Annotated in this window: 12 protein-coding genes and 1 tRNA gene; 3 read left to right on the forward strand and 10 right to left on the reverse strand. The window is 66.2% G+C overall.

Annotated elements, in window-relative coordinates; translation table 11 throughout:
• The 6 genes from metG to LL06_RS24905 form a co-directional block, all read right to left on the reverse strand.
• A complete protein-coding gene (gene metG, locus LL06_RS24880) occupies positions 1–1,545 on the reverse strand; it encodes a methionine--tRNA ligase (protein ID WP_035533431.1) in 1,545 nt (514 codons plus the stop codon).
• Positions 1,546–1,642: 97 nt separating this feature from the next.
• On the reverse strand, positions 1,643–2,662 hold the full coding sequence (locus tag LL06_RS24885) for a DNA polymerase III subunit delta' (protein WP_035533433.1): 1,020 nt from the start codon (positions 2,660–2,662) through the stop codon (positions 1,643–1,645).
• Entirely contained in the window at positions 2,659–3,339 is a 681-nt protein-coding gene (gene tmk / locus LL06_RS24890) for a dTMP kinase (protein WP_035533435.1), read from the reverse strand. Before tmk ends, LL06_RS24885 begins: the two co-directional genes overlap by 4 nt.
• A gap of 125 nt (positions 3,340–3,464) precedes the next feature.
• The gene (locus tag LL06_RS24895) at positions 3,465–4,622 is read right to left on the reverse strand and encodes a D-alanyl-D-alanine carboxypeptidase family protein (RefSeq protein ID WP_081964186.1); all 1,158 of its coding nucleotides are present in this window, start codon (positions 4,620–4,622) and stop codon (positions 3,465–3,467) included.
• Positions 4,623–4,760: 138 nt separating this feature from the next.
• Positions 4,761–5,780: a septal ring lytic transglycosylase RlpA family protein gene (locus LL06_RS24900; RefSeq protein ID WP_244447220.1), complete on the reverse strand. Its 1,020-nt coding sequence runs from the start codon at positions 5,778–5,780 to the stop codon at positions 4,761–4,763.
• 189 nt (positions 5,781–5,969) lie between these two features.
• Positions 5,970–6,365 carry a hypothetical protein gene (locus LL06_RS24905; RefSeq protein ID WP_035533454.1) on the reverse strand — a complete coding sequence of 132 codons (396 nt, stop codon included), beginning with the start codon at positions 6,363–6,365 and terminating at the stop codon, positions 5,970–5,972.
• A gap of 368 nt (positions 6,366–6,733) precedes the next feature.
• Between LL06_RS24905 and LL06_RS24910 the strand changes: the two genes are divergently transcribed.
• Positions 6,734–6,823: transfer RNA gene (locus LL06_RS24910), tRNA-Ser, on the forward strand.
• A 108-nt stretch (positions 6,824–6,931) separates the two neighbouring features.
• On the opposite strand, the gene LL06_RS24915 is transcribed toward LL06_RS24910, so the two are convergent.
• Positions 6,932–7,348: a hypothetical protein gene (locus tag LL06_RS24915; protein ID WP_035533437.1), complete on the reverse strand. Its 417-nt coding sequence runs from the start codon at positions 7,346–7,348 to the stop codon at positions 6,932–6,934.
• Between the two features lie 62 nt (positions 7,349–7,410).
• The gene (locus LL06_RS24920) at positions 7,411–7,818 is read right to left on the reverse strand and encodes a cupin domain-containing protein (RefSeq protein ID WP_345775694.1); all 408 of its coding nucleotides are present in this window, start codon (positions 7,816–7,818) and stop codon (positions 7,411–7,413) included.
• Between the two features lie 147 nt (positions 7,819–7,965).
• Between LL06_RS24920 and LL06_RS24925 the strand changes: the two genes are divergently transcribed.
• Positions 7,966–8,901 carry a LysR family transcriptional regulator gene (locus tag LL06_RS24925; RefSeq protein WP_052161899.1) on the forward strand — a complete coding sequence of 312 codons (936 nt, stop codon included), beginning with the start codon at positions 7,966–7,968 and terminating at the stop codon, positions 8,899–8,901.
• 66 nt (positions 8,902–8,967) lie between these two features.
• Here LL06_RS24925 and LL06_RS24930 read toward each other — a convergent pair whose 3' ends face one another.
• Entirely contained in the window at positions 8,968–9,861 is an 894-nt protein-coding gene (locus LL06_RS24930; protein ID WP_035533441.1) for a DMT family transporter, read from the reverse strand.
• A gap of 328 nt (positions 9,862–10,189) precedes the next feature.
• Between LL06_RS24930 and LL06_RS24935 the strand changes: the two genes are divergently transcribed.
• A complete protein-coding gene (locus LL06_RS24935) occupies positions 10,190–10,942 on the forward strand; it encodes an NYN domain-containing protein (RefSeq protein WP_035533442.1) in 753 nt (250 codons plus the stop codon).
• Positions 10,943–11,100: 158 nt separating this feature from the next.
• Here the strand turns inward: LL06_RS24935 and LL06_RS24940 are convergent, their stop codons facing one another.
• On the reverse strand, positions 11,101–23,214 hold the full coding sequence (locus LL06_RS24940) for a tandem-95 repeat protein (RefSeq protein ID WP_280114142.1): 12,114 nt from the start codon (positions 23,212–23,214) through the stop codon (positions 11,101–11,103).
• Between the last annotated feature and the right edge of the window lie 26 nt (positions 23,215–23,240).

Genomic DNA, 23,240 nt, shown 5'->3' on the forward strand with positions numbered 1-23,240 from the left:
TCAGGCTTCCTCGGGCGCCACGTAACGCGGGAACACCGGCTCGGGCTTGTCGATCGGCGTGCCTGCGGCGAGCCGCCCGCCCTCGCCCAGCGCCTTGAAGTCCCGGCGGTCCGCGGGAACGGCCATCAGGTTGAGCAGCTTGCCCGCCGATTGCGGCATGAACGGCAGCAGCAGAATGGCGATCTGGCGCACGGTTTCCGCCGTCACGTAGAGCACGGTTTCCATGCGCGCCGGGTCGGTCCTCTTCAGCGACCAGGGCTCCTGGCCGGCGAAATAGCGGTCGCCGTCGGCGACGACGTCGATGATCGCGGCCAGCGCCTTATGGATCTGGAAATTCGCCATGTCGGCGCGCGCGGTGTCGATCACGGCGTCCACGGTGGCCAACAGCGCCCTGTCCTCATCGCTCAGCGGGCCGGGAGCCGGCATCTTGCCGTCGCAGTTCTTGTTGATCATCGACAGCGAGCGGCTGGCGAGATTGCCGATGCCGTTGGCGAGATCCGAATTGATCCGTGTGGCGATGGTCTCCGGGCTGTAGCTGCCATCCTGCCCGAACGGCACTTCGCGCATGAAGAAATAGCGCACCTGATCGAGCCCGTAGGCGTCGATCAGCGCGAAGGGATCGACCACGTTGCCGATCGATTTGGACATTTTCTCGCCCTTGACCAGCAGGAAGCCGTGGGCAAACACCTTGGCCGGGAGCGCAAGGCCCGCCGACATCAGGAAGGCCGGCCAGTAGACGGCGTGGAAGCGGACGATGTCCTTGCCGATCATGTGGATGGCGGGCCAGTAGTTCCATTTCGCCGCCGTCTCGTCGGGAAAGCCCGCTGCGGTGATGTAGTTGGTGAGCGCGTCGACCCAGACATACATCACATGCTTGTCGTTTCCGGGCACCGGAACGCCCCAGTCGAAGGTGGTGCGCGAAATCGACAGGTCCCTGAGACCGGACTTGACGAAGCTCGCCACCTCGTTGCGTCGCTCGGTGGGCGCCACGAAATCCGGATTGGTTTCATAGAGCTCCAGAAGCTTGTCGCCATAGGCCGAGAGGCGGAAATAGTAGCTTTCCTCCTCCACCCATTCGACCGGCGAGCCGAGCGGCTCGCGGCGGATGCCGTCTTCGCCGAGCGTCGTCTCGGCCTCGTCGAAATAGGCCTCCTGGCGGACCGAATACCAGCCGCCGTAATTGCCGAGATAGATGTCGCCATTGGCCTCCATCCGCCGCCACAATTCCTGCACGGAGCGCTTGTGGCGCTCTTCGGTCGTGCGGATGAAATCGTCGTTGGAGCAGTCGAGCCGCGCCAGCATGTCGCGAAAGACGGCCGAATTCTTGTCGGCGAGCTGTATGGGCGTGATCCCCTCCTGCTCGGCGGTCTGCTGCATCTTCTGGCCGTGCTCGTCGGTGCCGGAAAGGAAGAACACGTCCTTGCCGTCCAGCCGCTGGAACCGGGCCATCACATCGGTGGCGATCGCCGTGTAGGCGTGGCCGATATGCGGCACCCCGTTGGGATAGAAGATCGGTGTGGTGATGTAATAGCGCTCGGTGCTCATGATAGCCTTCAACTGCAGTATCGAGGTCAGGACCGCCAATCTGATCCCTGTCCGCAGCCGTCATAAGCGATAAAGCCGCGCGATGCCATGCCTTCCTCTAGCCAAAAAACAGGGAAAAGGCGTGCAGCACCGTCTGCTTGCGGTCGAGATTATAGGCCGCGGCGGTGGCGAAATGATCCCTGAGCGCGACGGACAGCCGGGCCAGCCGGTCGGCCTGGGCAAGATCGCCCGAAGCGCCCGCGTCCCGGGCCATGGCCTGGACCCGGTCGACGGCGAATTCGGTGAAGAACTGGTAGGCCACGTCGCGGTCGCGGGCGGCGAGCGTTTCCGCGAGCGCATAGATCGGCTCGCGGTTGCCGAGCCTGCCGCGCTCGATGATGTCGACAAAGGCCTCGGCGATGTCGACGCCGCCATAGTTCCTGAGAAGCAGGGCGCGCGCGACACTGCCTTCGGACAGCGCGACGATGGAATCGGAGCGGCCGGAGGCGGCGCCGAGATGGGCGAGCGCCAGGTCGAGATCCTCGGGCGACAGCGGCTCGAGCCTCAACGACAGGCAGCGCGAGCGGATGGTGGGCAGAAGCCGGCCCGGTGTGTGCGACAGCACCAGGAACAGCGAACGCTTCGGCGGCTCCTCGAGGATCTTGAGGATGGCGTTGGCGGCATTGCGGTTCAGATCGTCGGCCGGGTCGATGATGGCGATGCGCCAGTTGCCGGTGCCAGAGGTCTGGTTGAAGAACTTGCCGGCGCGGCGCACCTCGTCGACGGTGATGACCGACTTGGCCTTGCCGGTCTTCTCGTCCACCGGCCGCGACAGGTGCAGCACATTGTGCGAGGCGCCGCTGGCCATCTGCCGGCTCACCGTATCATTGGGATCGGGATCGGCGATACGTTCGGGCGCGCTCAGCGGATCGGGATGGGTGAGCACGTGATGGGCGAAGCGGAAGGCGAGCGTCGCCTTGCCGATTCCCTCGGCGCCCTCGATCAGGATCGCATGGTGCATGCGCCCGGAGCGGTAGGCGGTGGCGAGGAATTCCTGGGCGGCGTCATGGCCAAAGAGCGCGGTGTTGGTTTCGGGCGGGATCGCGCCTTCCAGCAAGCCCGGCTGCTCGCCATTCATGCCTTTCCGTCCTGCGCCGAGCGGCCGGCCGCCTGGCCCTCCAGCAACGGCTCCACCGCGGCCAGGACCGCCAGCGCCACGGCGTCCTGAGACTGGCTGGCATCGATCAGCAGGCAGCGATCGGGCTCGGTCCGGGTCAGGTCGATGAAGGCCTGGCGGCGCTTCTCGTGGGTGGCGAGTTCTTCCTTCTCGAACCGGTCGGGCGCGGCATGCTTGCCTTCGCGCGCCTTGGCGCGGCGCAGGCCGGCTTCGGCCGGCAGGTCGAGCACCAGCGTGAGGTCCGGAACCATGCCGTTGACGGCGATGCGCTCGAGATTGCGGACGAATTGCGGCTCGAGATTGCCGGTCACGCCCTGGTAGACGCGGCTTGAATCCATGAACCGGTCGCACAGCACGATCGCGCCTTCCTGAACCGCGGGACGGATGACCTCTTCCACGTGGTCGCTGCGCGCGGCGGCGAACAGGACCGCCTCCATGCGCACGCCGAATTCCTCCGCGGCGCCCGACAGCAGCACATGCCGCACCGCCTCGGCGCCGACCGACCCGCCGGGCTCGCGGGTGACCAGCACATCAAATCCGCGGCGGCGCAGGACGCCGGCCAGCCGGTGGATCTGGGTCGATTTGCCGACCCCCTCCCCGCCCTCGAATGTTATGAAGCGCCCTGTGCTTTTCGTCACGCCGTGTTTCCCGGCCTCCTCGGCCGCTATCCGCGCCCGGAAGCCTGTTGGTCCGTTGCCCCGGATGATCCGGTGTCCACCTAACTAGAACATTTCAGATGACAATTGAACGCTTGCCCGGCAAGTTATAGCCAGAATTGCGCAAGTTCGATGAATGCATCGAGCGCCTGGCTGTACAAAGGCCCCTTGTCGACGCTGTCGACAACATAGAGCGGCGTTTCCTGCGACAGCGTCTCGCCGATGAAGACCTTGAGGACGCCGACCTGGGTTCCGGCCTCGAGCGGCGCGCGCAGCGGCCAGCGGTAGGTGATTCGCGCCGTGAGCCGGTCCGGATTGGTGATCGGCACGAGAATGTCGACGGCGCCGCGGGCCTTGACGATGGCACTCGTCGCGCCGCCATAGACGCTGAGGTCGCCGATCGTCTCGTCCTTGGCGAACAGGGTCTTGGTCTCGAAGGCGCGGATGCCCCATTCGAGCATCTTGCGCGATTCCTCGGCGCGCTCGGCCTCGCTCGCCAGTCCGCTCATCGCCAGGAACAGCCGCCGCCCGTCGCGCTTGATGGAGGCGACGATGCCGTAGCCCGATTCCTCGGTGAAGCCGGTCTTCATGCCGTCGACGCCGATATCGAGCCCCAGCAGCGGATTGCGGTTGCGCTGCAGGATCTTGTTCCAGGTGAAATCCTTCTGCGAATAGTAGCGGTAGAACTCCGGATAGGTGGTCTGGATGTGGCGGGCGAGTATCACCAGGTCCTTCATCGTCCCCTTGGAATCGGGATGCGGCAAGCCGTTGGAATTGCCGAACACGGACTGGGTCAGGCCGATCTCGCGGGCGCGCTCGGTCATCAGCCGGGCAAAATTCTCCTCCGACCCGGCCATGCCCTCGGCGATGATGATGCAGCCGTCATTGGCCGATTGCACCACCACGCCCTGGATCAGGTCCTCGAGCCGGATGGAGGAATTGAGCTCGGCGAACATGGTCGAGGTCCGCGACGCGGCGCCGCCAGTGCGCCAGGCGTTTTCGGAGACCTGGAACGTGTCGTCGAGACTGAGCCGGCCGGTGCTGATGGCGTTGAACACCACCTCCATGGTCATCAGCTTGGCCAGCGACGCCGGCGGCACCAGATCGTTCTCGTTCTTGGCGAACAGCACGGTGCCGGTCTCGGCGTCGATCATGTAGGCCTGCTGCGCCCGGGTCTCGAAAAGCTGCGCCCGCGCGGCGCCGGCGGCGCCGCACGCCAGGAGCGCAAAGGCGAAGAACAGGCGGGTGAGGACCAACCGGGCCATTGATGTCATCCATTGAAGAGGAAACCGGACTGCGCCGAACCTAGCAATCTAGCCGGGCAGGATCAATGCCGTGCAAGAACTGATCGCCGGCGGCCCTGCCGGAGCGGCGGCGGGGGCGCGGATGCCCGGGCCAGCCGGTCAGCGGCGCTCGGCGCCCGTCCCGAGAACGGCCGCGAAGGGCTCGGTCTTGATCACCCTGCCGCCCCAGAACGCCAGTCCGACGTCGTAGAGGCCTGTGTCCGGGTCGGTCCCGGCATCCTTGAGCGCCGCCATCGGAACGCCGAAGGACGGACGGTCCTGCAGCACCGGGCCGATCTCGGGCAGCGTGAAACCGGGCGGAACGTCGGACGCGAAGGCATTGGCCGTGCCGGAGGCCGACGGCTGGAACGCCACGGTGGCGACGGCGGCGGGCGGAGCCATGCCGGCCGGGGCGGGACTCACCCCCGGCAGGGCCTCGTCGACCGTATTCATGGCCATCATGACGCCGGTGGCGATCACTCCGCCGGCCGGTTCGGCACCGCCGCCGGGACGGTAGCTCGCCATCAGGAAACTGGTGTCGTCGCCCTCGACCGGCGCACGGCCGATATATTCGACCCGAACCGCGGCGACGCCTTCCTTCTTCATGTCCAGGAGTGCTGCCGCCTGGTTGGAGACGTCGATGATGCGGCCATGGGCGTAGGGGCCGCGGTCATTGACGCGGACGACGACCGAATTGCCGTTCTTCTTGTTGGTGACGCGGGCATAGCTCGGCAGCGGAAAGGTCGGATGGGCGGCGGAGAGGTGGAACTGGTCGTAGATCTCGCCATTGGCGGTCAGGCGGCCATGGAAATTGGGGCCATACCAGGAAGCAAGCCCGGCCTTGTCGTAATTGGGGTCTTCCTTGGGCGTGTACCATTTGCCCCGGACCCGGTAGGGCTTGCCGACCATGTCGCGGCCGCCGCCCTTTTTCGGGCGCTTGGCGGTGGTGATCCGCGGGCTCGCCGCCACGCCGTATTCGGCGACGGAAAACTTGGTCTTGGTGTTGATGTGCGAGGTGTCCGATTTGGAGCCGGACGTGGATCCGCAGCCTGTCACAGCCGCCGCAAGGACGAGCGCCGCCGACAGCCTGAGCGCAAGGCGAAGCCCTGCCCCGGTTTGCTTGATAGTTCCGTGTCCCACACCGCTACTCGATACTCTGGCGGTCGCCAATGTGGCCTGGCAGTATGTCCCCTGCAAAGCCGTCCCCTTCGATCTATGCGTTCGATGTCCTAATCGCGGGTTTAAATCGGCCCGCAACATGGCGAAATTGCGATAGCCTGTCCCGATCGGGCCGCCAACCCGACTTTATGGTGAAAAAACAGTGAATTCTCAGCCTTCGATCCGCGCCGTGCCGCTGCGGCCGTCGTCGCGCACCCAGTCGAGCGACCGTTCGCCGGTCTTCTTGATTCGGAAGCAACTGGGCTTTCCGTCATACCAGGTCGGCCATTGCTGGCACAGGTTCTCGCCCTCGACCCACCAGCGCCCGGTCTCCTTGGGCTGCAGGAACTTGCCCAGGCCCAGCGCCGTGCCGTCGCCGGTGACCGCGCCCGAGCGCTTGTAGCTCAAGGGAAACTCGCCGCCGAAGGGCGTGGCGAGATAGACGCGCTTGCCGTTGACGAACTGCTTGAGCTCGCTGCCGGTGAGCTGTTCGGCGCTGGCCGGCAGGGGAAGGCCGAAGGCGAGCAAAAGGGCGGCGGTGGCGGCGGAGGGGATCTTGGCAAACATCGGGCGTCTCCGGTTGGCGATCATGCCTGGGTGATACGCTTTCACCTGCCATTTGGTTTCATCGGGGGCCGATTTTCCGTCGGCGCCGCCGTTCTCCCTGCCGTCCCCGCCCCGGGAATGGTCCAAACGCCGCCCCGGGAGCCGCGGCGTCCGACAGTTCCGCGGCCCGGCTCCAGGGCCTGCGCGAGGGTGCGGCCGCCGGCAGGCGGAGCGGGTGGCTGAGGCCCGCCGCGCCAGGGCCTGCCGGGGCGAAACAAGTTGACGCCACGCAGCCCGCGGCGCTAAAAGCGCGCCAGCCGCATCGGGACCCCCTCCTCCGCGCCTCGCGCCGGACCGGAGGACCGGACCATGACATGTCCCGATCACCCGGAGGGGTGGCCGAGCGGTTTAAGGCACCGGTCTTGAAAACCGGCGTGCGGGAGACCGTACCGTGGGTTCGAATCCCACCCCCTCCGCCACGATCCGAATGGACCTCAGATCGAACCGCCAGCGTGGGACTGACGCTCTGCCGGGTCGGGCGGCGCTGGCAGCTCGCGCCCTGTCGCAGCTCGACGATGACGCGGTGTTCAGCCTGCGTCCGGAACGGCGGTGGCCCGTTCAAGGGACAAGGTTCGGCTGGATAGTCCCGCTGAAATCACGATCCCGACGAAGAGCAGCATGGACGCCAGCGTCGCCAGGGAGCCTGCCACGGCGAGGCCCTCGCCGCGGCCGCGGACCGCAAGGGCGATGCCCGGCACCATTGTCCATAGGCCCAGCGTCGCCAGGACAAAGTGAACCTTCCCCGCGCGCCATTCCGCGACGTCTGCGCGCGCATGGTAGAACAGGGCATAGAGCCCCATCGAGACCCATCCGACCAGGTTCAGGTGGGCGTGGGCAGAGGCGAGCGTATGATCGCCGGAGGCCGCCATTCCGATCCCGAGGAACATGCCGGCGGTGACGTAGATGGTGGCCGAGAGAAAGAACCAGTAGGACAAACCGCGCATGTCGCGTCTCCTGTGTGTGGGGAATGGGACGCCCGGCCCAGGGTCGGGGCCGGGCGCATGTCTCAGGCCGCCCTTGCGGCGGATATCGCGGGCACGAACCGCAGACCGAACCGGGCTGCGATCTCGTCCACATCCGACATGGCGGCATCCTGAGCCGCGGCGAAGAAGCCTTCGAAGCCGCCCGGCGTGACGATCACCATCAGACGCCCGGTGGTGCTGCCGACGTTCTGGAAGCGGTGCGGGACGCCGCGCGGGAGCAGGATGCAGCCGCCTTCGCTGAGTTCGCTCGACGTGTCGCCACATACGAAGAGAAAGCGGCCCGAAAGAACGCGGAAGAACTCTTCCTCGCGCTCGTGAACATGGAGCGGAGGCCCTTCGCCCGCAGGCATGTCGACTTCGAGCACACCGTAGGTCCCGCCGGTGTCATCGGCGGTCATTCGGATCAGGTGAGGGCCGAAACCGAAGGCCATCTGGCCTGCTCCAGCTTCGGAAACGACGGCATTTGTGAAGGTTTGCATGACTTGATCTCCTTTGTGATTTGATGGCCGTGAGATATCATCGAACCCTGGTGGCGATAATTCAGGCCATCCGACATCACTGTTCGGATCATTTGACAGATGAAAACGAGTGACCCGCTGAGCGGCATTGCGGTCTTTCTTGCGGTCGCCCGGCACCTGAGCTTCAGCCGCGCCGCCGAGATCCTCGGGATGTCGCGCCCGACAGTCAGTGCACAGGTCGATCAACTGGAGCGCCGGATCGGGGTGCGGCTCCTGCACCGGTCGACCCGCCATCTCACTCTGACGGAAGCCGGGCAGGCCTTCTTCGGAGGGCTCTCGGACATCGACGAGATCGTGGCGACCGCTGAACGCGCCGCCATCCATCATCAGGAGGCCCCCGCCGGCACGATCAACCTCGCGGCGCCGCCAGATCTCGGCGTCACGCATCTGACCCCGATGATCGCCCGGTTTCTGGCCGAGAACCCGGAGATCGACATCCGGCTTCACCTGGCAAACGAGGCGATCAACCTGATCGAGCAGAAGGTCGATCTTGCCATTCGCGGAAGGATCGAGGTCGACGAGAGCCTGATCACCCGCAAGCTCGGAGCGTCGCCGATCTTCCTTTGCGCGTCGCCCGACTACATCGCACGCCATGGTGCGCCGGAGCTTCCCGAAGAGTTGGAAACTCACCGTTGCCTGCATTTCGCGGGCCTGAGGTGGGGGCGCCATTGGCGCTTGCACAGGGGTGAAGAGGTCCGTCAGGTCCGCATTGCGCCCTGCTTCGAGGTGAACGACGGGCAAAGTCTGGGCATGGCGGCCGTGCAGGGCATGGGAATCACGCTCCTTCCTGCGTTCATCGTCGGTCCTCATCTGCGGTCGGGTCGGCTTGTACCGGTGCTGGAGGATTGGAAAGTCACCGAAGTTCCATTGCACGCGGTCTATCCCGACAACCGGCTGATTGCGCAGAAGGTGAAGAAATTCGTGTCCTTCCTGGCTGCGGAGTTCCGGCGCGATGTCGACCTCGGCGGCAGTGATCCGATCGGGGGAAAGAGTTAGTTCTGCAGCGGCGCAGCTTGATCGTAGTCCGGCGGCGCCGGCAGGAGCCGGCGCTGAAGATCCTGTCTACCTCAAGAAGATCAACGCCATGCCGGTCACGACCAAAGCGGCGCCCGCCCAGGCGCCCGGGGCGGGCGCCTGGGCCGTCTTCAGCCACAGCATGGGCAGGATGATCACCGGCGTCGTCGCCGACAGCGTCGAGACGATGCCGACCTTCCCGCCGGAAAGCGCGAAGAGCAGCAGGGTCATGCCGAAAGCCAGGGCAATGATGCCCGTCAGGGCGGTCTGGAGGAACACCGTCCTCGTCAACGGCCCCTTTGGCCGGACCGCCGCCAGCGGCAGCCGGGTGAGCGCGGTCAGGCCCACGGCGGCGACCGTCACCCGGAGCATCGAGGCTGCCAGGGGGTCGATCCCGGTCGCCATCACCGGTCGCGCGATCAGCGAGCCCACGGCCTGGCTCACGGCCGCCAGCAGGCCGACGAGGATGCCGAGCCAAAGCGGCCCCTTCACCGCCTCCCACTGGTGGGACTGCGACTTGCGCTGTCCGAAGAGGATCGCCAAGAGAACCCCGCCGACCGTGAACGCGATACCGATGACGGCGATTCCCGACAGACGCTCGCCGAGCACGACCCATCCAAGCACGGCGGCGATGGGCGCGTTGAGCGCGAACAGAATGCCCGCGCGCCTCGGTCCGAGCCGGTTGAGGCAGGTGAACAGCATGGTGTCGCCCACGAAGATGCCGATGAACCCCGAGAGCATCAGCGGCCACAGCACCTCGGGCTGCAGCTCCCGCCATGTGCCCGACGCAACAACATAGACGCCGAGCAGGCAGGCCACGAAGATCTGCCGCGTCCGGTTGAACGCGAGCGCGCCGAGATGCCCGGCCGGGGCGGCCGCGAGGATGCCGGTAAGCGCCCAGCAGGCGGCGGCAGCCACGGCCGCGACTTCGTAGATCAGCATCACATCCTCGGACTGCCGGAAACGGGACCATGTCATGCGGTGGCCACCAGCGAGCCGGCAGCCCTGAAGAGGGGCCGGCGGCAGTCCGGTCTTTTCGGGCAACCCCGCTTGGGACCTCGCCTGGAGAGCGACCCCTGCATAAGAACTTTGCGGGCAAAAGTCGATCTGGCCCCGGGACAAAACAAACACAGAGCCGCGCCACGGCCCCGCTCAAGCGGCACGACTGACGCTGCGACCGGGGTCCGGCGGGAGGCCGCACCGGTCATCGCGGCGCGACGGGAGCTGTGCTAGGGTGAGTCCCACCCCAGATGTCCGGAAGGGTTTCTCCATGGCCAACGAACCGCGCGCTCCCCGCCTCGCCGTGCTCATCGACGCCGACAATGCCTCGGCCAGGATCGTCGACGGCCTGTTCGACGAGATCGCCAAGATCGGCGAAGCCAGCGTACGGCGCATCTATGGCGATTTCTCCAGTTCGAGATCGAAGGCCTGGATCGATGTCCTGGCGCGTCATGCCATCATCCCGCAGCAGCAGTTCGCCTACACGACCGGCAAGAACGCCTCCGACATCACCCTGGTGATCGATGCGATGGACCTGTTGCACAGCGGCCGCTTCGACGGCTTCTGCCTGGTCTCGTCCGACAGCGACTTCACCCGGCTCGCCGCCCGCATCCGCGAACAGGGCGTCGACGTGTTCGGGTTCGGCGAGCAGAAGACCCCGGAGAGCTTCCGCCAGGCATGCCGGCGCTTCACCTACACCGAGAACCTGCTTCCCGACGCGCCGGCCAATGCGGAGGCCGAAGACGGCAAGGCCAAGCCGCTTCAGGCGCCCAGCGCGGCCACGCCGATCATCAGGCGCGTGCTCGACCAGATGGAGACGGAGGACGGCTGGGCGCCGCTGGGCGCGGTCGGAACCCAGCTCGCCAACCTGTCGTCCGATTTCGATCCGCGCAATTTCGGCTTCCGGAAGCTCAGCGACCTGATCCGCAAGACCAATGCCTTCGAGATCGACCATTCCGACGGCCGCGCCGTGCGCATCCGCAAAAAGCCGGCCTCGTCGAAAGCGGCGTCCAAGCAGAAATAACCGCTCCCGGCCTTCCCGTCCGTCGCCACCCCGGCTCTATGCCGGAGTGGCGGGTCGACATCGCGCCGTTCCCAACTCACCCGTTGCCTTGCGCCGCCCTGCCCCACGGCGGCGGTGGTCCCGCCCGGCGGGATGCGCCGGGCGCGGCCCTGCCGCGGTCAGACGGGATGGCCCGACGACGTCGGCTCGTCGTCGACCAGGATCCTGAGCGCATCCATGCCGTGCACCGGGGGGAGTTCGGCGATGCGCACGAAATCGGCCGCACCGGCTGCCCCGTCGATGTCGACTTCCAGGAAGCCCTGGCCGATATGGACATAAGTGGCCGCATCGGATCCGCTGGCCGTCTTGGAGGCCAGGAGCGCCGAGAGATCGACCATGTTGTCCTCGCCGAAGCTGTAGTCGGCGATCAGGTCCCTGATTCCGCCGGCCCCGAGGGCGTCCGACAGGGCCGAGGCGTCGAAGACAAAGGTATCGGCCCCTGCCCCGCCCGCGCCGCCAGCCACCGCCGGTCCATCCGTGCCGGTGAAGGGTCCGAGATCGAGCCCGAAGAAGTCTCCGGTCGACCCGTCGGCCGTCTCGTAAACGCCCTCGGCGAACACGCGCTGCCCGTCGACACCGTAACTCGTGGCATGGGCGTCGAGACGGATCGCGGCAACGCCCGCTTCGGCGAGCCCGATGAGTTCGCCGGCGCCGCTGACGCCGTCGCCATTGGCGTCGATCCAGAGCTGCACATCGCCGAACCGCGCGTCATGGGCGTCGAACCGGGCGTCGCGGTTGCTGTCGAGCGATGCCAGCGCTTCGAGCGACGTGGCGAAATCCCCGCCGTTGAAATCGAGCGAGAAGACCTCGTTGCCGCCTTCGATGGCGCCGGACCGGTCCAGGTCGGCCACCAGCAGACCATCGCCGCCGGAAGGCCAGGCGATCGAATCCGCCACGCCGTCGTGATCGAGATCGAAACTCGCCCCGGTGAAGTGAAGCCCGTCGCCATTCAGATCGAGGACGATCGGGTCCATCGCGGCCGCAATCACGGTCGCCAGATTGCCAAGGCCGGTCACACCCCGGAGCTCGATCAGGATGTCGTTCGCCGCATTCGGTGTTTCTCCGACCTGCTGGTAGACGAAGGTGCGGTTGAAGCCCAAATAGTTCGCCGTAAAGGCTACGAGCGTTCCTGCGGCGCCGATATCGTTGCGACCGAGATAGTCGACCACGGCGGCGACCGCTTGGCCGCTGTCGAGCGTCAGGGCGATGAAGGGCGAAGCTGCATCGGAAAACTCGATGGCGCCGCCGCTCAGGATCCTGTGGGCGCCGACTTCATTGCCGGATCCGTTGACGTAGCGGATTACGGAATCGGTGCCGTTGACGATCGGCCCGTTGACCGTCGCCACCTGGGGCGCGACCGCGAAATCGAGCCGGTCGACGCTCCCGTCGAAATCGGTGATGATGTCGTAGCCTGAAATGGAGCCCTGGTTACCACTCGCAGAGGTCAAGGTAAGTGCGGTGTCCCCTGCACCATAGAGGAAGCGATCGGCACCTTGGCCCCCGGTGATAAAGTCTGCCTCCGCTCCTCCGATTATGTAGTCGTTCATGCCGGTGCCGGTGATCGAATCGGTGCCGCCAAATCCAAAAATGACGGCTGCGGTGGGCAGCGTGGTTGCATTGAGCATATCGCTGATGTTCGATCCGCGAGACAGGGAAAACGGCACGACGGAGCCTCCCACGCCATCGGTGAAATTCACCGGCACCGAGGTGGAGGAAGTTGCTGCAGTCATGGTCACCGTGTGCTGGCCGAGGCCGAAACTCGTGCCCAGGGCATCCGCGGCGATCGAGGGCGAAATTGTGATACCGCCGGAATCCGAAGCGGTGATGGTGAAGCCGATCGATGTCGCCGTCACCTTGAGATTGGACACTGCCGGCGCGGTGCTGACGCCCTGCACATTGACGGTCACGGTGGCCGTCGAGGTTCCGCCGTTGCCGTCGCTGATCGTGTAGGTGAAGGTGTCGGTCTGCGCCTGGCCCGTGCTCAGCAACTGCAGGGACGCCGAGGTCCTTGCGTCATAGGTGATCTGTCCCGCATTCAGGGAGACCGTGGCGCCCGCGGTGCTGGTCGCGGAAACCGAGAGAATGTGCGCGGGCGCGTTCGCATCATTGGCGAGCAGCCAGCTTTCCGCGAAGGTGAACGGCGCATCCTCGGTGATGGCGGCGTAGGTCCGGCCATCCAAGCCGCCGGCTTCGGCCATGTAGCCGATCGCCGGCAATCCGCTGTTGCTTGCGTCGATGTCGTTCCAGTTGTTGTTGGCATCGGTGGCGAGGTAGTTCTCCGCCCCGCCATAGCCGGACACATTGCCCGGATTGGCGGAAGACCAGTTGGTGAACGCGCCGTTCTGGGCCGCGCCGCCGGGGCCGCCGATCCAGAACACCTGCCCGGCCTCCGGCCCGGTCACCCAGCGCCAGGTGCCTTCGCTGGCCTCGTCCGAACCGCCGAGATGGATGCGGCCGCCCGCCAGCGAGTCGATCAACGCGTCCTCCGCGCCGCTGGTGCTGGTCGCCAGGTAGGACTGCCCGACGATCTGGCCGGCGGCGCTGGTGACGGCGCCGGACCAGACCGTGTCGGTCGCCACATATTTGTAGATATGGCCGTTATTCGCGAACCAGGTCCAGCCATTGGGCACCGGATCGATGACGTCGTTGCCGGCGACCGCCAGCGGCGTCTCGGATTGCGCCGTCACGTTGACCACGCTCGTGGCCGAGACCGTGCCGCCGTCGCCGTCGGCCACCGTGATCGTCAGCGTGCGTGACGCAGTGGGCGTGTTCGAGGCGTTGGCGTAGGTCAGGTTCTGGATCAGCGCATCGACCACCGCGGGCGTGGCGAAGGCATTGAACGAGATGGTGAGCGGGTTCGCTCCTGAGCCGCCCGACAGGTTTCCGATATACTGACCGTTGTAGCTGACCTGGCTGCCCGCCATGGTGAAGACACCGCCCAGATTGAGCCCGATCGTATCCTCGCCCGCGACAAAACCCGAGACGGTGAGCGTCCCGCCGGCCAGATTGGCGCTGTCGACATCGGCGAAGACGACATTGGCGTCGATGATCTGCGGCGCGGCGTTGACGGTATTCTCGAGGAAGGTGACGCCGTCGAGGCCGGTGAGCGTCGGGTTGTCGTTGACCGGTGTCACCGTCACCGCAAACTCCCGGCTGAAGCTCGCGACGTCGCTTACCGCGCCGGTCGACAACGTCGCCGTGTCCGTGACGGTCGCAGTCAGCGTCAGGTTGAAGGCGCCGTTCGCATTGGCCGCCGCCTGGAAGGTCAGGGTCGCGAGGTTCCAGCCGAGCACCGAGATCGCCGCGCCGATCGAGACCACGCTGTTGGTCCCGTCCGAGATCGTCGCTCCGGCGGGCACGCCGGAGAGCGTCAGCGCAGTCAGCGTCTCCGAGCCGTCGGTGTCGGTCAACACCGCCGAGACGGGAATGCCGATCGCGGCATCTTCATTGCCGCTCGCTCCCGCAGGAAGCTGGAAGCGGCGGTGCTCGATATCGGCCCCATCCTGGTCCCAGACCGCCACGAGCGTTCCGTCGTTCATGACCGCGACCTGCGAGCCACCAAAGAACCCATAGGTGAATTGTTCTCCTGCAATGTCGGCGTTGATCCTGAACTCGCCGCCGAGGCGGACGCCGTCGCTCGTATAGCGCTGCGCATAGATGCCGAAATCGTCGCCGTCCTGATTGAGCGACGACCAGGTCACGACATAGCCGCCATCGACCGCCACCACGGAGGAGTGTTGCTGATGGGACGCCGTCTCGGTGTTGACCCGCGTCTCGCCGCCCAGGGCGACGCCGTCGCTCGTATAGCGTTGCTGAAAGATGTCGTAGCCGCTGCCGTTTAGATCGAAGGACGACCAGGTCACGACATAGCCGCCGTCGATCCCCGCCACAGCGGAGTAGTCCTGACTGCCCGCCGTCGTGGTGTTGACCCTCGTCTCAACACCCTGGGCGACGCCGTTGCTGTCATAGCGCTGCGCATAGATGCCATAGCTGTCGCCGTCCTGACCCAGGGACGACCAGGTCACGACATAGCCGCCGGCGATCCCCGCCACCGAGGAGTAGGTCTGCGCGCTGGCCGTCGTGGTGTTGACCTGTGTCTCAACGCCTTGCGGCGTGCCGTCGTTCGCGTAGCGCTGCGCATAGATGCCCCAGGTGCTGCTGTCCTGACCGGAGGACGACCAGGTCACGACATAGCCGCCGGCGATCGACGCCACGGCGGAATAGGCCTGGCTGTTGTCCGTTACAGTGTTGACCTGCGTCTCACCGCCGAGGGGCGTGCCGTCAGTCGCATAGCGCTGCGAATGGATATTGTAGCTGCTGATGCTCCCGGCGTCCGACATCCAGGTCACGACATAGCCGCCGTCGATCGCCGCCACGGAGGAATATTGCTGCAGTCCTGCCGTCGTGGTGTTGACCCGCGTCTCTCCGCCTTGCGGCGTGCCGTCGCTCGCGTAGCGCTGCGCATAGATGCCGAAGTCGTCGCCGTCCTGACCCAGGGACGACCAGGTCACGACATAGCCGCCGTCGATCGCCGCTACGGACGCGAATCGCTGCGTTCCTGCCGTCGTGGCGTTGACGACGACATCGCCCGAGAGCGCCTCGGGGTCGACGGCGCCCGCCGCCGGCACCGTCAGCGCGGGCGCATCGGCCACGGGCGCCACGTCGATGGAGATGGTGGCGGCGGCTGAGTCGAGGGTGCCGTCACTGGCGACGAACTGGAACGAGGCCGTGCCCGCAAAGTTGGCGTGCGGGACGAAGGTGAAGGCGCCGGTATTGGCGTCAAAGCTGGTCACCGTGCCGCCGACCACCGAGTTGGCGACCAGCGCGTAGGTCAGCGGATCGGAATTGCCGTCCGTGCCCGTGACCGCGCCGCTGAGCGGGGTATCTTCATTGATGGTGTAGAGATTGGCCAGCGCGACCGGCGTTGCGTTGTCGCTTTCCGCCGTCACGTTGACCACGCTGGTGGCCGACACCGTGCCGCCATCGCCGTCGGTCACGGTGATGGTCAGGGTGCGCGACGCCGTCGGCGTGTCCGACGAATTGGCATAGGTCAGGTTCTGGATCAGCGCGTCGACCGCCCCGGGCGTGGCGTTGGCGTTGAACGTGACAACCAGACTGTTCGCCCCGCTGCCGCCGGCGAAGGTTCCGATCACCGTGCCGCCGTAAAGCACATTGGCGCCGCTGAGCGTGATGTTGCCGGCGCCCGCGCCCTGGTTGCGGATGCCGATCGTGTCCTGCCCGGCGATGAAGCCGGAGACGGTCAGCGTCCCGCCGGCCAGATTGGCGCTGTCGACATCGGCGAAGACGACATTGGCGTCGATGATCTGCGGCGCGGCGTTGACGGTATTCTCGAGGAAGGTGACGCCGTTGAGGCCCGTCAGCGTCGGGTTGTCGTTGATGCCATGCACCTCAATCCGGACCGGTATGCGCGAGCCATCAACGGTGACGGCGGTCACCGTGTCGATCAAATTTGCACCGGTGCCAAGTGCCTGAACGTTCGCCGCGCCGTTCGGGATGCTGTAGGTCCAGGCGCCGTTGGTGCCGAGCGTAAAGGTGCCGCCCTGAGCCGTGGTCGTCGTCTGCGCAACGAATGCCACATCCGCAGGCTCGGCGTCGTTGACCACCACGGTGCCGGACGCAACGAGGTTGCCGCTGCCATTGACGCCTGCGTCCTCCGTCAGCACGGCCGTCCGGTCGCCGGAGAATACGCCGACGCGGTCGATGAAGGTCGTGGCGTCGCCGGAGGTCTGGCCGGCAAAATGCAGCGTGTGGGTGCCCGCCGTCGCTATCGTGAAGCTGACGGTGACGTCGCCCCAGACATTGACCGTCGGCGTGAAACTGCCAACCTCGACGTTGTCGACAAACACCTTGATCGGGTTCGAGCCGAGATAGGCATTGCGGCCGGCAGCCTGAAACGTCAGCGAGTACGCGCCGGCATCCAGCTCCATGGTCTGGGTCATCGACGAAGTGCCTTGGATGAAGGCCGTCCGCCCACCATTTGTGGTTGTCGGCGCAATGAAGCCACTGCCGTTGTTCTGAAGGCCGCTGCCGCTTCCCGGAGCACCGGTGAAAATCCAGTACGGATTGGACGGCGCATAGACGTAACCGGGAGCCCCGACATTCGTCGTTTCAAAGCCGCCGTCGCCCAGACCGTTGTGGACGTTGCGCACCGCGATGACGAAGTCCTGCTCGCTGCCGAGAGTTCCGTCGCTGGCGCGGACCCGGATCGTGTGCGATGTCGCCTGCTCGTAGTCGATCGCGCCGGCCACGGTGACGATGCCGGTCACCGCGTCGATGGCGAACCTGCCGCCGGCGTCGTTGACCAGCGTGTAGGTGATGTTGGCGCTGTCGACATCGGACGCGTTCACCGTGATGCCGACGACGGTCCCGACGGGTGCATTCTCCACGACACTGTTGGCGGCAGGATTGATGTCGACAGGCGTCGTCGGCGCATCGTTGGCGGCGGCAACAGTGAGGGAGACGGTCACCGTGTTGCCGTCCAGCGTGCCATCGTTGACGGTGTAGGTGAAGCTGTCCAGGCCGGCATAGTTTGCCGTGGGCGTGTAGGTGAAGCTGCCGTCGTCGTTGAGCACCACCAGGCCATGGGCCGCGTTGGTGACAAGCACCGCACGCAGCGGATCGTTGTTGCCGTCGGTGTCGTTGGCCAGCACGCCCTGTGCGGGCGCCACCACCAGCGGGGTGTCTTCAGTGGTCGTATAGCTGTCCGCCACGGCGACCGGCCCGACATTGTGAACGACAATGGACGAATCCAGGCCGGTGAACGTGCCGGAATTCCCGGCCCGGTCGGTGGCCGATAGCGACAGGGTGATCGTCGTGCCGGTGAGGCCGGTCAGATCGGCAGTGAACGAGCCATTGCCGGTGACCGCGACCTGGACGCTGGTCGTGCCGTCCGAGAAGGTGGCTGTGGCGCTGGCCAGATCGGCGGGCAGGCCAGCGATGGTGAAGCCGACCGCGGCGAGTTCCGCCGGAACGAGACGCCCGTCGCCATCGGTGATCGTGGCCAGGACCCCGCCCGACAGCGAGAAATGACGGGAGGCGATGTCGTTCGTTCCCGAGGACGTGTCGGTATAGACCGCGACCACGGAGCCGTCGGGCAGAAGCGCGAGGCCGTCACGGCCGGTGCCGCCAACAACCTGGTTCCCCGTCGTCGCATCGCTGACCCGGAATTCGCCATTGACCGGATTACCGGCCGCGTCGAAACGCTGGGCGTAGGTGCCCCAGCCGTTGCCGTCCTGCCCGCTCGAAGACCAGGCGATCAGGTAGCCGCCATCGCCAAGGGCAACCGCCTGAGGCGATCCTTGAGCATTGGCTGTGGTGGTGTTCACCTGCCGGGCCGTGCCGATCGCCGTGCCGTCGCTTGCAAACATCTGGACGAAGATTTCGGACGTTCCATTGCCGCCGCTGGTGAGGTTTCCGCCCCAGGCGACGATGAAGTTGCCGTTGTTGAGGATCGTGACGTCGAGGCCTGACGTCTCATTGCCGGTGAGCCCCTGCGCATCGACGGTCGCGGTGGCGACCAAAGCACCGTTGGCGCCGAAGATTTTCATCTGCACGGAGGAGGTCTGGTCCACCCAGGCGGTAACCCAACCGCCGCCTGGCAAGGCGTCGGTTTCCATGCCTCCCCCGAAACTGGTCGCGATGGTGACCAGCGAGCCGTCCGCCACCCCGGCGTTTGTGTATCTCTGGGCAACGACGTTGCTGCCGCTTTGCGCCGAGACCACGAAGCCGCCGCCGTCGAGGGCGGCAATCGAGACGGAGCCGACGCCGGTCACTCCGGGAATCGAGAACTCGGAGACGACCGTCGCGCCGGTGGCCGGGTTGAGGATCTTGATGCCGGTGACGCCGCCGCCGTTCCAGTTGTACCAGGCGACGGCGATGTTGCCATTGCTCAGCACGCTCGCCGAGGCCGTCCACTGGTGGATCGCGGTCACGTCGTTGATCTGGAATTCGTTGCCGCGGGCCGTGCCGTCGGCATTGTAGAGACGCCCGACGATCTCCCAGGAGTCCGCCACGCCCTGCTGGCTTTCCCAATAGACGAAATAGCCGCCGTCGTTGAGGCTGACCACGCCCGGGTTTTCCTGCCGGTTGTTAATCGTCTGGTTGACGCGGACCTGATTGGAAAAACTATCGACGGCCAGCAGTTGCGTATCGATCGTCACCGCCAGGGGCCCCGAGGCGGCGCTGGTGTTGCCGGCCTGATCGGTGGCATAGGCCACGAGGGAGTGCACGCCGTGGGCAAGCGCCGAGAGGGTGATCGCCACGGTCCCGTCTGCCCCCACGGTGCCGGATCCCACCAGGGTAGCGCCGTCATAGATCGCCACCAGCGCGCCGATCTCGCCGGCGACGGTCAGCGTCGGCGTCGTGTCGTTGGTGATATCGTCGGTGTCGCTGACGCCCGAGTCCGAGCCGGAGACGAGGTCGAGCAAGGGCGCCGCCGGCGCGGCAAGATCGGCGGTGAAGCCACCATTCGCCGTCGAAATGTTGCCGGCCGCGTCGACCGCCGTGATGACGAAGCTGTTCAGCCCGTGGACTGCGGTCAGCGACGCCGTCCAGATATTGCCGCCCGAAAGGGTGGCGGCGACGCCGCCGATGGTGACGCTGGCGGCGCCGGTGATGGAGACCGAGACGGTCACGCCGCCCGCGGCTTCGGAGATGTTGACGGTCGTGTCGCCGCCCGAGACGCCTTCGATGACCGGCGCGCCGATCACCGGAGCCAGCGTGTCGATGGTGGCTCCGCCGGTGGTCGTCATCGCCGAGGCAGGCACCTGCAGATTGCCGGCAAGGTCCCTGGCGCCGGAGACAGTGAAGGTCACCGCGCCGAGTTCGACATTGGCGTCGGCGATCAGGTAGCTCACCACATAGGTGGTGGCCGAGGTCCATCGCCCGGATGCATTGGTCAGGGTGCTGGCCGCGTTCGAGGTGACGGTCGGCGCGACGCTCTGGTCCATCGCTTCGCTGAACGTGATGGTCAGCGTGGCGACCGGGTCCGCTCCACCTGCAATTGCATCGGTGATCACGCTCGGGGTCAGGGACAGCGAAGTCACCGACGGCGGCAGATCGTCGACGCCGCGCACGGTGACGGTGACCTGGCTCTGGGTCCCGTCATTGCTGGTGACGGTCAGATGCTCGACCAGGCTGTCGCCGGCGCCGAGGCCGTGGACCAGCGGATTGGCATTGGAGATGGTGTAGGTCCAGTTGCCGTCGGTGCCGAGCACGAAGCGCCCGCCGGAGGCGGTGACGATGTCCTGGGCAATGAAGGACGCGGGACCATCGGCGTCGTTGACCTGCAGCGTTCCCGATGCCACCACGTCGCCGGCAGTCCCCACGCCTTCCAGCACTTCGCGCGCGACATCGCCGGAGATGACGGCCGCGTCGGCGACCGGGCTGATCGTCATTTGGATGATCACGGTTCTGCTGGCGGTGCTGCCGCCCACGGTTTCCTCCGATGTGGCGGTGACGGTCAGGTCGAAGGCGCCGTTGTAGTCGGCAGGCGGCGTCATTGTCACGGTGCCGGCGTTGAGCGCGGCGATGTCGGCCGCCTGGTCGAACACCCAGGTCGCGCCGACCTGGTGGCCAAGCGAGAAGGTTGCGCCGGCCGGATAACCCGCGAGCACCACCGAGACCAGGGATTCCGAGCCGTCTGTATCGGCGAGCTCGACCGAAAAGGATCTCAGCGGAACCACGGTGTCTTCGGGCGTAGATGCCGGATCGGCGGGGACAACGGTGATCACCGGCGCGTCCGCCACCGGCGCCACGTCGATGGTGACGGTGCCCGTGTCGGTGCCCGCGCCGTTGCTGATCGTGTAGGTGAAGCTCGCCTGGCCGGAGAAATTGGCGGCCGGAGTGAAGGTGATCACGCCTGCGTTGAGCGAGACCGTGCCGTTCACCGCATTCGAGACGCCGGTGATCGTCAGCGGCAGCCCGCCGGCCGGATTCGTGTCGTTGCCTGTGAGATCCGCGATCGTGAAGATCCGCACGTCGTCTTCATTGATCGCGAAGGAATCGTTGGCCGCCGTGGGTGCTTCGGGAACGTCGGTGACCGTGACATGGATGCGCTGGATGTCCGTGCCGCCCAGGCCGTCGGACACCTGCACGTCGATCGTGTAGACATTGTCGAGGTCGGCATCGGCCGGCGCCTCGAAATTGGGCGCGGCGATGAAACTCAGCACGCCGGTCACCGCATCGATGGTGAAGCGGGCGAAGTCCGTGCCCGAAGTCGACAGGATCGAATACTGCGCCGCGCCGCCGTCTATGTCGGAGGACGCAACCGTGGTCACCGCCGTGGTGTTCTCCGCGACCGTGACCGCGGCAACCGCCCCGCCCCCGTTGGAGGTGATCGTCGGGTTGTCATTGACCGGTGTGACCGTCAGGCTGACGGTGTCGGTGGCGGTCGAATAGCCGGTCGTGCCGCCATTGACGGTGGTGTTGAAGTAGGAGCCGTTGGCGCCGCCGGTGCCGTCCCAGGCCCGGATCGTCAGCGCGTCGGCGATGACGCCGTTGTAATTGGCATTGGACACGAAGACGACGCGCGCCTCCGGCCGCAGCGTCAGCGCGTTGCTGTCGGAGACCGCGCCGATCACGCTCCAGTGCGCCCCGTTGTCGACCGAATAGTACCAGACGCCGTTGGCGGTGTTCTGGCCGGTAATGGCGATGCCGGTCAGGAAACTGTCGTCGGTGACGTTGTCGAGCCCGCCGCCGCCGACCCGGCCGACGAGCGCCGAGACCAGCGTGCCGCCGCCCGCGCCGGGCAGAACCGAATCCTCGGCGATGGTGATCGCCGGATCGATGACCGTATTGAGCACCGGCGCGTCGTTGGTCCCGGAGACCTGCACCAGCAGCTGGTTGCTCGAGAACTGGCCGTTGTCTCCGTAAAGCCGGTAGTTGATGAAGATGTGGCCGGTCTGGCCGTTGAACATCTGGTTCCATTCGGAGCCGAGCAGCTCCACCCTGATCTGGTTGTCCGCCGTCACTGTGACAGCGACGTCGCTGGCGTCGATGCCGGCGGGAAGCCCGGAGAAGCTGAGGCTTCCGATCGTCACCGCATTGCTGGCGCCCGCGTCGGGGTCGAGCGTGTCGTTGGCCCTGACATCGAAGATGCGGAAGCCGTCGTCCTCGGTCATGCCGCCGCTGTCCATGACCGCCACCGGCGCGTCATTGGTGCCGGTGATGGTGAAGGTGAGCGGCTGCACGGCGGAGTTGGCCCTGCCGTCGGAGACGGAGATCGCGTAGCTCACGGTCAGGGTCTGGCCCGCGGCCAGGAAATCGAGATTGGAGGCGGACGGATCCCAGGAATAGGCCAGCGTTTGCAGGCCGCCATTGGAGGTGTTGGGCGTCAGCGTCAGCCTGCCGGCCGCAAGGGCCGCGGTCAGGTCGATCACCTGCTGCGGCGACAGCGTCCCGCCGCTCCAGACCAGCGTCGGAGACCCGTTGACCGAGGCCGTCAGCGTGTCGCCGATGTCCGCATCGGTCACCGACAGGCTGCCGGAGACGGGCGCGATGTCCTGGGCGCGGGCATCGGCGGCCTCGGTGACCGCCAGCGGCTGGGTGATGGCCAGCACGGGCGCATCGTTGGTGCCGGTGATGGTGACCGAGATGGTGCGCTCGACGGTGCCGCCGCGGCCGTCGCTCAGCGTAATCGTGAAGGTCTCGACCCTGGTTTCGCCTTCGGCGAGATATTCCACGGCCGAGGCCGCCACGCGATAGCTCCAGCCGATCACGCCGCCCGTGCCGGTGCCGGTGGTGTCCGTGGTGACATTGGCCGTGAGTGTCCCCAAAGCGCCGTTCGAGGCTACGATGCCAGGCAAGACGGTGTGGATATCGAGAAGATCGACGTCGGTGAAGGCGATCGTGCCGCTGTCGGTGAGGTTGCCCGCCGGCGTCACCTGTTCCGTGACCGCGCCGGTGACGTCATCTGAGGCAACGACCGGCACGTCATTGGTGCCGGTGATGGTCACCGAGATGGTGCGCTCGACGGTGCCGCCGCGGCCGTCGCTCAGGGTGATCGTGAAGGTCTCGACCTTGGTCTCATTGAGGGCCAGGTATTCCACGGCCGAAGCCGCGACACCGTAGCTCCAGCTGATCACGCCGCCCGTGCCCGTGCCGGTGGTGTCCGTTGTGACGTTTGCCGTCAACGCGCCGAGTGCGCCATTCGAGGCGACGATACCCGGGAGGACGGTATGGATGTCGAGGAGGTCGACATCGGTGAAGGCGATCGTGCCGCTGTCGGTGAGATTGCCCG

Source organism: Hoeflea sp. BAL378 (assembly GCF_000759435.1).
GTDB lineage: Bacteria > Pseudomonadota > Alphaproteobacteria > Rhizobiales > Rhizobiaceae > Hoeflea.